This is a genomic window from Taklimakanibacter lacteus (genome assembly GCA_003576695.1).
GTDB classification, from domain to species: domain Bacteria; phylum Pseudomonadota; class Alphaproteobacteria; order Rhizobiales; family Aestuariivirgaceae; genus Taklimakanibacter; species Taklimakanibacter lacteus.
This window is the reverse complement of record QOZQ01000004.1, coordinates 416455-428951: the sequence shown is the minus strand read 5'-3', so window position 1 is coordinate 428951 and position 12497 is coordinate 416455. Positions and strand designations below refer to the sequence as shown.

The 12497-nt window shown below is 62.9% G+C and carries 13 protein-coding genes; 9 read left to right on the top strand and 4 right to left on the bottom strand.

The window, feature by feature from the left end:
- Nucleotides 1–142 precede the first annotated feature (142 nt).
- The 9 genes from urtB (at nucleotide 143) to DT068_RS10275 (ending at nucleotide 8608) form a co-directional block, all read left to right on the top strand.
- Nucleotides 143–1741, top strand: a complete 1599-nt coding sequence (gene urtB / locus DT068_RS10310) for an urea ABC transporter permease subunit UrtB (protein WP_119389723.1) — start codon at nucleotides 143–145, stop codon at nucleotides 1739–1741.
- The gene (gene urtC, locus DT068_RS28340) at nucleotides 1738–2868 is read left to right on the top strand and encodes an urea ABC transporter permease subunit UrtC (RefSeq protein ID WP_119389722.1); all 1131 of its coding nucleotides are present in this window, start codon (nucleotides 1738–1740) and stop codon (nucleotides 2866–2868) included. Before urtB ends, urtC begins: the two co-directional genes overlap by 4 nt.
- Nucleotides 2869–2871: 3 nt before the next feature.
- Nucleotides 2872–3621, top strand: a complete 750-nt coding sequence (gene urtD / locus DT068_RS28335; protein WP_119389721.1) for an urea ABC transporter ATP-binding protein UrtD — start codon at nucleotides 2872–2874, stop codon at nucleotides 3619–3621.
- The gene (gene urtE / locus DT068_RS10295) at nucleotides 3618–4319 is read left to right on the top strand and encodes an urea ABC transporter ATP-binding subunit UrtE (RefSeq protein ID WP_119389720.1); all 702 of its coding nucleotides are present in this window, start codon (nucleotides 3618–3620) and stop codon (nucleotides 4317–4319) included. The genes urtD and urtE overlap by 4 nt, the downstream gene beginning before the upstream one ends.
- Nucleotides 4320–4325: 6 nt before the next feature.
- Nucleotides 4326–4481, top strand: a complete 156-nt coding sequence (locus DT068_RS27970) for a hypothetical protein (protein WP_162914119.1) — start codon at nucleotides 4326–4328, stop codon at nucleotides 4479–4481.
- Nucleotides 4482–4662: 181 nt separating this feature from the next.
- A complete protein-coding gene (locus DT068_RS10290; protein WP_119389719.1) occupies nucleotides 4663–5784 on the top strand; it encodes an ABC transporter substrate-binding protein in 1122 nt (373 codons plus the stop codon).
- Nucleotides 5785–5792: 8 nt separating this feature from the next.
- Nucleotides 5793–6716 (top strand): ABC transporter permease, encoded by a 924-nt coding sequence (locus DT068_RS10285; RefSeq protein ID WP_368904617.1) that lies wholly within the window; start codon nucleotides 5793–5795, stop codon nucleotides 6714–6716.
- Nucleotides 6717–6720: 4 nt separating this feature from the next.
- On the top strand, nucleotides 6721–7515 hold the full coding sequence (locus tag DT068_RS10280) for an ABC transporter permease (RefSeq protein ID WP_119389718.1): 795 nt from the start codon (nucleotides 6721–6723) through the stop codon (nucleotides 7513–7515).
- A gap of 1 nt (nucleotide 7516) precedes the next feature.
- On the top strand, nucleotides 7517–8608 hold the full coding sequence (locus tag DT068_RS10275) for an ABC transporter ATP-binding protein (protein ID WP_119389717.1): 1092 nt from the start codon (nucleotides 7517–7519) through the stop codon (nucleotides 8606–8608).
- A gap of 97 nt (nucleotides 8609–8705) precedes the next feature.
- Here DT068_RS10275 and DT068_RS10270 read toward each other — a convergent pair whose 3' ends face one another.
- From DT068_RS10270 to DT068_RS10255, 4 genes are all read right to left on the bottom strand, one after another.
- On the bottom strand, nucleotides 8706–10016 hold the full coding sequence (locus DT068_RS10270; protein ID WP_119389716.1) for an adenylate/guanylate cyclase domain-containing protein: 1311 nt from the start codon (nucleotides 10014–10016) through the stop codon (nucleotides 8706–8708).
- Between the two features lie 80 nt (nucleotides 10017–10096).
- Nucleotides 10097–10552 (bottom strand): MaoC family dehydratase, encoded by a 456-nt coding sequence (locus DT068_RS10265; protein WP_119389715.1) that lies wholly within the window; start codon nucleotides 10550–10552, stop codon nucleotides 10097–10099.
- A gap of 2 nt (nucleotides 10553–10554) precedes the next feature.
- Nucleotides 10555–11694 carry an acyl-CoA dehydrogenase family protein gene (locus DT068_RS10260; RefSeq protein WP_119389803.1) on the bottom strand — a complete coding sequence of 380 codons (1140 nt, stop codon included), beginning with the start codon at nucleotides 11692–11694 and terminating at the stop codon, nucleotides 10555–10557.
- 14 nt (nucleotides 11695–11708) lie between these two features.
- The gene (locus DT068_RS10255) at nucleotides 11709–12380 is read right to left on the bottom strand and encodes a TetR/AcrR family transcriptional regulator (protein ID WP_119389714.1); all 672 of its coding nucleotides are present in this window, start codon (nucleotides 12378–12380) and stop codon (nucleotides 11709–11711) included.
- Between the last annotated feature and the right edge of the window lie 117 nt (nucleotides 12381–12497).

Genomic DNA, 12497 nt, shown 5'->3' with positions numbered 1-12497 from the left:
AGTGTCGGCACGAAGGACACCCTCATCCGGCGCTTCGCGCCACCTTCTCCCGCAAGCGGGAGAAGGGGAACGACTAACGGCAAGCAGAGAAATTCTCATATGCGATACCCCTTCCCGCGAGGGGGAGGGTAAAATTGCGCGAATGCTGCTCGCTGTCGCCCTGGCGACCATGCTGACCATCGCGCTCATGGTCACGCACGCCATGGCCGCCGACCTCGCCACCGAGATCAAGTCGCTCGACACGTCGAACTTCGCTCAGAAGGAAAAGGCCATCGCCGCCATTGCCGCAACGGGCGATGCGCGTGTCGCAGCCGTTCTCACGGCCCTCAACGACAACAAGCTTCTCATTCGCAAGGCCGACCGCCTTGTCGTCATTGCCGAGGGCAAAGGGAACGTAAAGATCGAGAATGCCGCCACCGGCGAAGCGCTGGGCGAAGCGGCCGAAGCCGATCTCGACAGGATCGCCATCAACAACAAGATCAGGCGTCAGATCAAGGTGATCCTCGGCGGCCTGACGCTCTTCTCGGACGACCCGGCCGTCCGCCTCAAAGCGGCCGACGATCTTTTCCGCTCGCGCGACCTCTCGTCGCTGCAGCCTCTGAAGGACGCTCTCGCCAAGGAGCAGGACCCGCAGGTGAGGCAGGCCATGATGGAAGCGCTGGCCGCTCTCACTTTGGTGTCTGATGCCCCTGAAGCGGAGAAGCTCGCCGCCGTGCTCACCGTCAAGGCGCGCGGCGACCAGGATGCGATTGCGCTGCTCTCCTCGGTCGCGCAAGGGTCCGACGCCGTCGCCCGCGCGGCAACCGAGGCTCTGACGTCCCTCGAATGGGCCCGATCCTTCTGGGATTCGCTCCAGAATGCCGTCTATGGCCTGAGCCTCGGCTCCGTCCTGCTGCTCGCCGCCATCGGCCTTGCCATCACTTTCGGCGTGATGGGCGTCATCAACATGGCGCATGGCGAGATGGTGATGATCGGCGCCTATGTCACCTTCCTGGTGCAGGAAGTCATCCGCGGCGCCGCACCCGATCTGCTCGATCAGTCGCTCTTCATCGCGGTACCGCTCGCTTTCCTGGTCACCGCCCTCATCGGCATCGCCATCGAGCGCAGCATCATCCGCTTTCTCTATGGCCGCCCGCTCGAAACGCTGCTGGCGACCTGGGGCCTGTCCCTCATCCTGCAGCAGGCCATCCGCAGCCTCTTCGGCCCGACCAATCGCGAGGTCTCGACGCCCTCCTGGATGTCGGGCTCGCTCGAGCTTGGCGCGCTCACACTGACCGCCAACCGTCTCGCCATCATCGTCTTCGCGCTCCTGGTCTTTGTCGGCCTCCTGCTCCTGCTGCGCCATAGCCGTTTCGGCCTTGAAATGCGTGCCGTGACCCAGAACCGCCAGATGGCGAGCGCCATGGGCATCCACACCGCCCGCGTCGATGCGCTCACTTTCGGTCTGGGCTCCGGCATTGCCGGCATTGCCGGCGTGGCCTTGAGCCAGATCGACAATGTGAGCCCTAATCTCGGCCAATCCTATATCATCGACAGCTTCATGGTCGTCGTCTTCGGTGGCGTCGGCAATCTGTGGGGAACGCTGGTCGCCGCCCTTACCCTCGGCATCGCCAACAAGTTCCTCGAGCCTTTTGCCGGCGCCGTTCTCGGCAAGATCCTCGTCCTCGTCTTCATCATCCTCTTCATCCAGAAACGGCCGCGCGGCCTCTTCGCCCTCAAGGGCCGGGCGGTCGAGGCATGATCGCCGGGCGTCTTCTCAAGATCTCCGATCGCGGCGTGCTGGTCACGCTGGCGGTGATCCTCATCATCGCCATCCTGGTGCCGGTGCTCCATCTGCTGGTCCCGCCCGAAAGCGCCTTCCATATCCCGGCCTATGCCATGGCGCTGATCGGCAAATATCTTTGCTATGCCATGCTCGCTCTGTCGCTCGATCTCATCTGGGGCTATTGCGGCATATTGAGCCTGGGCCACGGCGCCTTCTTCGCGCTCGGCGGCTATGCCATGGGCATGTATCTCATGCGCCAGATCGGCAGCCGTGGCGTCTATGGCAATGCTGAGCTCCCCGATTTCATGGTATTCCTCAACTGGACCGAGCTGCCCTGGTACTGGCACGGCTTCGACAGCTTCGCTTTCGCCATGTTCATGGTGCTGTTCGTGCCGGGCGTCCTTGCCTTCCTCTTCGGCTTCTTCGCTTTCCGCTCGCGCGTCTCGGGTGTCCATCTCTCGATCATCACCCAGGCCCTCACCTTCGCGCTGATGCTCGCCTTCTTCCGCAATGACATGGGCTTTGGCGGCAATAACGGCCTCACCGACTTCAAGGACATATTGGGGTTCAATCTGCAGGCCAGCGGCACGCGCACCGCCCTCTTCATCGCCACGTGCCTGGCGCTCGGCGCCAGCCTGCTGCTGTGCCTTGCCATCACCCGCTCGCGCCTCGGCGTCGTGCTGACGGCGATCCGCGATGCCGAGAGCCGCACCCGATTCCTCGGCTACCGGGTCGAGGCCTTCAAGCTCTTCGCTTTCACGGTTTCTGCCTGCATCGCGGGGGTCGCGGGCGCGCTCTATGTGCCGCAGGTCGGCATCATCAATCCGGGTGAGTTCGCTCCCGCCAATTCGATCGAGGCGGTCGTCTGGACGGCCATTGGCGGACGCGGCACACTGTTCGGCCCGATCCTCGGCGCCGTGCTCGTCAACTTCGCCAAGAGCTGGTTCACCAGCGCTCTGCCCGAGCTCTGGCTCTTCGCTTTGGGCGGCCTCTTCCTCGCCGTGACGCTTTTCCTGCCGAAGGGCCTTGCCGGCCTGTTCGACCGCAAGGCGGCCGGCGGCAGGCGGGCAGTCCCCGCCGCCCAGCCCGAAGCCGCGGAGTGAGACATGGACAAGGCCGCCAACTCCATTCTCTATCTCGACGATGTCAATGTCAGCTTCGACGGCTTCAAGGCATTGAAGGCCCTGTCGCTCATCATCGAGCCCGGCGAGATGCGCGCCGTCATCGGCCCGAACGGCGCCGGCAAGACGACGATGATGGATGTCATCACCGGCAAGACCCGGCCCGATACGGGCGATGTGCTCTTCGCCGAGACGCGTGACCTGACCCGCCTCGATGAGGCCACCATCGCCGAGCTCGGCATCGGCCGCAAATTCCAGAAGCCGAGCGTTTTCGAGAAGCTCACCGTGGGGGAAAACCTGGCTTTGGCGCTGGCCGGCAACCGCGGTGTGCGCGATGCCTTGTTCTGGCGCATGTCGACACGGGAAAAGGCCCGCCTCGACGAGCTCCTCGAGATCGTCAGGCTCGGCGCGCAAAAGGATATGCTGGCCGCCCGCCTCTCGCACGGCCAGAAGCAATGGCTCGAGATCGGCATGCTGCTGGCGCAGGAGCCGAAGCTCCTGCTTGTCGATGAGCCGGTCGCCGGCATGACCGATGCCGAGACAGAGACCACCGCGTCCCTCCTCAAATCCATCGCCGGGGAGCGCTCGATCGTCGTCGTCGAGCATGACATGAATTTCGTGCGCGAGCTCGACGTCAAGGTGACCGTCCTGCATGAGGGAACGGTGCTCGCCGAAGGATCGCTCGATCATGTGAGCGCCGACAACCGCGTCATCGAGGTGTATCTGGGAAGATGAGCGCCCTCGCCGTCAGCAATGTCGATGTGTTCTATGGCGCGGCCCAGGCCCTGCGCGGCGTGTCGCTCACCGTCGAGACGGGCAAGGTCTGCTGTCTTCTCGGCCGCAACGGCGTCGGCAAGACAACGCTGCTGCGCACCATCATCGGCCAGCTCACCCCCAGGCGCGGCGAGGTCAGACTCGAAGGCGCCGACATCACCGAGCTCAAATCCTTCGAGCGCGCCAAGCGCGGCATTGCCTATGTGCCACAGGGACGCGAGATATTCCCTTTGCTCACCGTGAAGGAGAACCTGGAAACCGGCTTTGCCCACCTGCCGCGCGGCGAGCGCAAGCTTCCGGCCGAGATTTTTGAGCTTTTCCCCGTGCTCAGCACCATGCTGGGCCGGCGCGGGGGCGATCTTTCCGGCGGCCAGCAGCAGCAGCTGGCGATCGCCCGCGCGCTGGTGACGCGGCCCAAGGTCATCGTATTGGACGAGCCGACGGAAGGCATCCAGCCTTCCATCATCAAGGATATCGGCCGCACCATCCGCTATCTGCGCGAGCGTGGCCAGATGGGCATCCTGCTGGTCGAGCAGTATTTCGATTTCGCCCATGAGCTCGCCGACACGATCCAGGTGATGAACCGGGGCGAGATCGTCGTCTCGGGTGTTGCCGGCGAGCTCGAGGCGGACATGATCAAGCGCCATCTGACCGTGTGAGGGGACATGCCGGAGGTTGCAAGGACCAAGCCCCCTATCCTCAATGGCTGGTATTACACGCCGCTGGCCCTGCCGCAGCTCGGCCATTTCCAGTCATCGTCCTGCATCAGCGCCAGGCGCGTTGAGGAACTGCTGGCGCGCAAGGAGCCTTCCGAAAGCTAGCAAGCCCTCCGTCAACAGCCCCGTTGGCGGAGCGGGCCGCGTCGCCGGTCGCCCGCTCGGCCGGGCAAAGATTATTGGCGAGCGTCAATGACGAGTCAACTTCGCTGGAATTTGCGCCTTGCGGGGATGTCCCATATACTGAACATTCATTCAATAACACAACATCAGGGAGACAGACGTCATGCAGCGCATCCGGTTCATCGACAGAATGGCTTCGGGCAAGATCAGCCGGCGCACCATGCTGCGCCAGGCGGGCGCCTTTGGCGTCGGGCTCATGGCGCTGCCCCGTCTGCCGCAGGCGGCCGAAGTGCTCACCTGTCTTGAATGGGCCGGCTATGATGCCCCCGACTATTTCAAGAGCTATGTCGGCAAGCATGGCGGCGCGCCCAATTTCTCGATCTTCTCGGGCGAGGAGGATGCCCTCGCCAAGGTGCTCGCCGGCTTCAAGGCCGATGTGATGCATCCCTGCAATTATTCGGTGGGCCGCTTCGTCAATGCCAAGGTCGCGGCCGAGATCGACACGTCGAAGCTCTCGAACTGGAAGGACGTCTTCCCCGCCTTGCAGACGGCGAACGGTGTCGTGATGGACGGCAAGGTCGTCATGGCGCCCGCCGATTGGGGCAATTCCAGCATCGCCTATCGCCCCGACCTCGTCGATGCGGATTTCGCCAAGAATGAGAGCTGGGGCATTTTCTTCGACGACAAATATGCCGGCAAGGTCTCCATGCTCGACAACGAGGTCGCCATCGCCATCGGCATGATGGTCGGCGGCGAGAGTTACGAGAAGGCGGTCTGGGAAACCGGCGACAAGCTCGCCACCGCGGCCAAGGAATGGGGCGCCAAGACCGTGAAGAACTCGCGCTTCCTGTGGAACGATCCTTCCGAGCTGCAGCAGGCGCTGGCCTCCGGCGAGGTCGTCGCCGCCTATGCCTGGAATGACGTCTACAAGAATCTCAAGCGCGAAGGTGTGCCGATCTCCTATGCCAGGCCCAAGGAAGGCTATTTCACCTGGTTCTGCGGCCTGACGCTGCTCAACACCGGCAAGGCCGATCCGGCCCTTGCCTATGACTTCATCGATGCCTGGCTGTCGCCTGAGACCGGCAAGACCCTCATCGAGGGCTCGGGCTACGGCCATGCGAATATCAAGGCCTTCGAGATTGCCGACAAGCAGGCCGTCGCCGACATGGGCATCACCGATCCGGCCGAGCATATGAAGAACGGTACGCTCTTCATCCAGGTGAGCGATGCCGTGCAGACCGAGTGGAACAAGACCTGGGGAGATCTCAAGGCGCTCAAGCAATAGGGCACGCCTTGCGTCCCACTCCTCAGCGGTCGGCCTGGCTCGTCGGCTATGGCCTTCTGTCTCCCGCGCTGGCCCTCATGGCGGTCATGCTGGTGGCGCCGCTTCTGGCCATGGTGGTGTTGAGCTTCTGGACCCAGCAGGGTTTCGAGATCGATCGCAGCTTCACGCTGGCCAACTATTTTGCGCTGGTCGAGCCCTCCTCGGAGCCCATCGTCTGGATGGGCATCCCCATCCCCTTGAAATATCCGGTTCCGGCGATCCTGCTCGGCAAGTCCATCCTCATGTCGCTGGCGGTCACCATCGCCGTCATCGCCATGGCCTATCCCATGGCCTATTTTCTCGCCTTCAGGGTCCAGCGCAACAAGGCTTTGTGGCTGGTGCTCCTCACCATCCCTTTCTGGACCAGCTATCTGTTGCGCGTCTTCGCCTGGAAGATCGTGCTTGGCTTCAACGGCGCGATCAATTCCGGCCTCAAATCGATTGGCGTCATCGCGGAGCCTTTGTCATTCCTGCTCTACAACCCGCTCGCGGTGATCATCACCCTGGTCCATGCCTGGATCGCCTTCACCGTCCTTCCCATCTATGTCTCGCTCGAAAAGATCGACCGGTCGCTGCTCGAGGCTGCGACCGATCTCGGCGACAGCAAATGGCGGCGTTTCCTCCGGGTCACGCTGCCGCTGTCGGCGCCAGGCACCATCGGCGCCGCCCTCCTCGTCTTCATCCCGACGGTTGGCGACTATGTGACTCCCACTCTGGTCGGCGGCCCCGGCGGTACCATGATCGGCAATCTCATCCAGGAGCTGTTCCTGCGCCAGAACAACGCGCCGCTCGGCGCTGCGGTCGCCATCGTCATGATGCTGGTCATCGGCCTCCTGGTATTGATCTTCCTCTGGCTTATCGGCTTCCACAAACTCAGATCGCGGGTCGGTTGACGTTATGAAGCGCCCCCTGCTCTTCTATGCCATCCTCTTCATGGTGTTCCTCTATGGCCCGATCCTCCTGGCGCCCTTGTTCTCCTTCAATGACAGCATCTTCGCCACCTTTCCCCTCAAGGGCTTCACATTCCGCCACTATGCCGGGCTCGCGACGAATACCGGCCTGCTCCAGGCGCTGGAAGCGAGCCTGATCGTCGCCACCGCATCTTCCATCATCGCGACCGCGATCAGCGTGCCCGCCGCCATCGCTTTGACGCGCCACAAGCTGCCCGGCAGTGCGGCCATCATTGCCGGCATGTCGGCGCCGCTCGTCATCCCCTCGATCATCTTCGGCGTGGCGCTGCTCATCATCCTGTTGCGCTTCCTCGGCGTCGAGCTCAGTCTGTGGACCATTGGCGCAAGTCATGTCTTCATCTGCATCCCCTTCGCCATGACGGTGCTGATGTCGCGCCTTGAAGGCTTCGACAAAAGCCTCGAGGAAGCCTCCCGCGACCTTGGCGAAGGCGCCTGGATGACCTTTCTGCGCGTGACCTTGCCGCTGGCGATGTCCGGCATCATCTCGAGCCTGCTCCTCTGCTTCATCACCTCCTTCGACGAGTTCGTGCTCGCCTTCTTTTTGTCCGGCACCCAGCCGACCTTGCCGGTCTATCTGTTCGGGCAGCTTCGTTTCCCCAACAAGCTGCCGGGCATGCTGGCGCTCGGCTCCTCCATCCTCTTTGCCTCGGCGCTTCTCGTCATCCTGGCCGAGCTCTTGCGCCGGCGCGGCGTGCCTTCCAATTCCGCGGGAGAAACCTGAAATGAGCGAGACCGGAAACGAGGTCATCGAGATCCGGGAGGTCTTCAAGCATTTCGGCCCGGTCGCGGCTGTCGATGGTGTCTCCATCGGAATCAGGCGCGGCGAGTTCTTCTCATTGCTCGGCCCCTCGGGCTGCGGCAAGACCACGCTGTTGCGCATGCTGGCCGGCTTCGAGCATCCGACGAGCGGCGAGATCCTCATTGACGGCCAGTCGATGACGAATGTGCCGGCCAATCGGCGGCCCACGAACATGGTGTTCCAGAGCTATGCGATCTTCCCGCATCTCAATGTCGAGGAGAATGTCGGCTATGGCTTGCGCAACCGCAAGCTGGGCAAGGAGGAAATGCGTGCCGGCGTCGCCGCGGCCCTCGATCTGGTGAAGCTTGGCGGCTATGGCAAGCGCGCCGCCCACCAGCTCTCGGGCGGCCAGCGCCAGCGCGTGGCGCTGGCTCGCGCCCTCGTCTGCCGCCCGAAGGTGCTGCTCCTCGATGAACCTCTGGGCGCCCTCGACAAGAAGCTGCGCGAGGAGATGCAGGTCGAGCTGCGCCAGCTGCAGCGCAATGTCGGCATCACCTTCGTCTTCGTGACCCATGACCAGGAGGAAGCTCTGACGCTGTCCGACCGCATCGCCGTCATGTCCCTGGGCAAGGTGCTGCAGATCGCGCGCGCCGACGATCTCTATGAAAGGCCGAACTGCCGCGAAGTGGCCGAGTTCATTGGCAATATGAACCTGTTCGAAGGCAAGGTCGCCGCAGCCACCGGCGCAAATGTCACCGTCGATACCGCCGCCGGCCAGCTCGTTGCCGAGGCCGACACACAGCTTGCCACGGGCGCTCCTGTCTATATCGCCGTACGTCCGGAGAAGATGACCCTTTCCACCAAAAGGCCCGAACAGGGTCAGAATGCCCTCAAAGGCAGGATCATCGCGGAGACCTATCTCGGCGACCGCCGGCAATATCTTCTGGCCACGGCAGCGCAGGAAAAGCCCGTTACCGTGTCACAGCAGATCTCGGGCATCGAGACGAAAGCGCCGTCCGAGGGCGATGTGTGGGTGAGCTGGCGTCCCGAGCTCGCCCGGCTGCTCACGAGTTAGCGCATGATCCGGAAAAGTGGATGCCGGTTCTCCGGAAAAATCAAGCGCAAATAAAAAGCTGGAGCGCGATGGCGACTCGAAGAGAAGCCATCACGCTCTAGGCCGGGTAACCCATGATATGCAGCGGTGCGGGCCGGCCGCGCAGCTCCGCCACACCGAGGTCACGCCACTGCGCCAGATCCTCACCGGCCTCCTTCAGCATGTCGGCAGAAGCGATGAGCATGACGCCATGAGCCTTGGTTGCCTGCTCCAGGCGGTTGGCGACATTGACCGTGTCGCCCAGCACCGTGAATTCGAGCCGGGTCTCGTCGCCGACAGCACCGATGAAGGCTTCGCCGGCATGGACGCCGATGCCGACCTTGATGGCTTCTTCGCCAGCCGCCGCGCGTGTCTCGTTCCACTGGGCCAGCGAGGCGAGGATCGCCTTGGCGCAGGCGATGGCGCGCCCGCCATCGTCGGTCCGCGCTTCCGGCACGCCGAAGACGAGGAATGCGCCATCGCCGATGAATTTGTCGACGACACCCTGATGCTCTTCGGCGGCAAGACGGATACGGGTGCGAAAGGCGCTCATTACCGAGGCCAGGCGCGCCGGATCGAGCGCCTCTTCCATGGTCACCGAGTTGCGGATGTCTATGAAGAGGAGCGCCACCCGGGCGCGCTGGCCGGATTTGAGCACGGCGACATCGCCGGCGGCGAGCATGGGCGCGAGCTCGGTCGGCAGGAAGCGCACCAGGTTGCTGCGCCGCATCGTTTCCTCGATGCCGCTGCGCAGCAGAGATTGTTCACGCGCCGTCGCCGCGATCAGCACCAGCCCGAAGAGGACGAACATCGCAAGCCGAGCCACATTCGCGGTCGGCCCGAAGAACTGGTAGATGGTGAGTCCGATTGTGGCGTTCTCGCTGCCGGAACTCATCCCTTCGATCCTGAGGGCGAAGACCAGGATTCCCAGCATGAGGACGAGGCTGTAGATCTGGACCGCCGGCCTGAGCCTGAGCGACCCGACCGCCAGCACCAGAAGCGCTGCGACTGCCGCGGGAAGGACGGACACAAAGCGCCCGGGCAATCCCGTATCGACCAGATCGCTGGTGAGCGACAGGCCAATGACCATGATATCGACTGTCACGGTGACATAGGCGATGAGGCGCGACCAGAAGCCAAAATAGAGAAGCGCATAGGTGGCCGCACCCGTCAGGAACAGGACACCTATGACGATGCGCGCTCCCATGCGCGCTTCGACAAGCCCCACATCCGGCATCGGTCCGCGCGAGAAGGCAAATTCGACCGCCATATATAATGCGACTGCCACCACCATGCGCACCACGGCGACGAATCTTTCAGTGGCGACATCGGCTTCGCGCAACAGGACATCTGGCGCGGTTTGTGAGGGCTTGGGCAGACGGGAGATCATGGGCCGTCATAGGTTCTGGGACTGACTGCCGAGCCTATAGCATCCCCTGGGTAGCCCCGCTCAAGTCCCGGTGATTTGGCTCATTCTTTCCGATCTTTAACCCGTGGCAGCCACTTCAATATATGGGTGGCCGCAGCCACCTGCTCACCTGCCTGATTCGTGACCTCGACGGCAGCCAGGGTCCGGCCCTTCTCGGGCTCACTGCCCGTCACTTCATAAGTGACCGTGATCGTGTCCCCGATGAAGACAGGCTTCAGGAACCGGATGCGGTCATAGCCGAGCGACACGGGGTAGAGCGCCGCGTTCCCGCCCACGATCCTGTCGATGATCGCGGTCGAGGCGCGCGACATATAGCCGACGAGCAGCGCCCCATGGGCAATGCGCCGGCCATATTGCGTGCCGCGCATGAATTCCTCATCTACATGATTGGGCGCGAAATCTCCGGTGATGCCGGCGAAAAGATAGACATCGCTTTCCGACACGGTCTTGCTGACGGAGACGCGCTGGCCGATGGCGGCTTCGAGTTCACGCGCCATCGTCACGCCCTCAGCAATTCGCGCGCGATGATCGAGCGCTGGATCTGGTTGGTTCCCTCATAGATCTGGGTGATCTTGGCATCGCGATAGAGCCGTTCCACCTCGAAGCCGCGTATATAGCCGGAGCCGCCGAAGATCTGCACCGCATTGGCGGCATGCTGCACGGCAATGTCGCCGGCAAAGCATTTGGCAATGGCGCAATCCATCGTGGGCGAAAGCCCTGCATCCATGGTCATGGCGGCCCGATGGACGAGCGCACGGCCGGCGGTGATGTCCTTCTTCATGTCGGCCAGCATCCATTGCAGGCCCTGGTTCTCGGCGATCGCCTTGCCGAACTGCCTGCGGGTCCTGGCGTAGTCGAGCGCCGCCTCGAGCCCCGCCTGCGCGATGCCGATCGCCAGTGCGGCAATGCCGATCCGCCCCTTGTCGAGAGCGCTCATCATGATGTGGAAGCCGCGATTGGGTGCGCCGATCAGCGCATCCTCTCCCAATGCAACCTCATCGAAATGCAAGGCGCCCACCGGCGAGGCACGCTGGCCCATCTTCTTCTCTTTCTTGCCGCGCGACACGCCCTTGAGCCCGAGATCGACGACGAAGATCGACATGCCGCGATTGCCGAGCGCGGGATCGGTGCGCGCCAGCACATAGGCGAAATCGGCTACCGGCGCATTGTGGATCCACATCTTGGTGCCGGAGAGCCTGTAGCCCGCGCTGTCCTTCACCGCCGTCGTCTTGATGCCGGACACATCGGTGCCGGCTTCCGCTTCGGTGATGCAATAGGCGACGCGTTTGCGGGCGGCCAGAACATCGCCCAGATAGCGCTGCCGCTGTCGCTCGCTTCCATGCACCGACAGCAAGGTGCCGATCAGCTCGACCAGCCCGCATTGATCGGCAACCGATGCATAGCCGCGCGACAGCTCCTCCATCACCAGCGCATAGCAGAGCGCATCGAGCCCGGCGCCGCCATAGCTGTCAGGCACTGTGATGCCGAACAGCCCAAGCTCGGCCATCTCCTGGTAGATATCAGCCGGAAAGGCTTCGCTCTCATCGAGCTCCGCGGCGCGCGGGCGCACCCGCTCTTCGGCGAAACGTCGCGCCGTCTCATGGATCTGGTCATAGATGTCGGCGGTGAATTTCGGCATGGGGAGAAGAGCGCTCATGGCACCTTCCTCACCAGACGCAGGATCGTCTCCAGATTGAAGGCCAGGCGCTCATCGAGATGTTCGGGCGCCATCAGGTCGCGATCGAAGATGATCGAGCCGGTATAGCGGTTGGTCAGGTAATAATAGCCGATGGCCGCGATGGTGATGTTGAGCTGCACCGGATCGACCCCGGCGCGGAACTCGCCCGCCGCCACGCCGCGATCGAGGATCGCTTTCACCATCAGGATGAAGGTGTCGGTCACCTTGCGCACGATCTGCGAACCCTTGATATGCCGGGCACGGTGCAGATTGGCGCTGTTGACCAGCGACAGGAACTCGGGATGCTCGAGATAATAGGTCCAGGTGAAGCGCACCAGTGTCGCGATCGCTTCCGTGGGCGCGAGCGCGTCGAGATTGAGCTTCTGTTCGGCCGCGCGGATATCCGAATAGGCCGCTTCCAGCACGGCCGTGAACAGCAGCTCCTTGCTGCCGAAATAATGATAGATCATGCGCTGGTTGGATTTGGAGCGCCGCGCGATCTCATCGACCCGGGCTCCGCCCAAGCCTTTGCGCCCGAATTCCACCGTCGCCGCCGTCAGGATGCGCTTGCGCGTGAGATCAGCGTCACGCCCCTTCTGGGTCGCTCTCGGAGCCGCCTCGGACTCGGCGGCGGATGCCGTATTCATGGCTAACACCCTGTTAGAAAATGGTTTTCTCGTAACTGCCTAAAGATGTGGCAGATCTTCTCTGCCGCCTTGACTCGAGCCTAGAATGCAGTAACTATTTAGTGCAGTAAAGCAAAG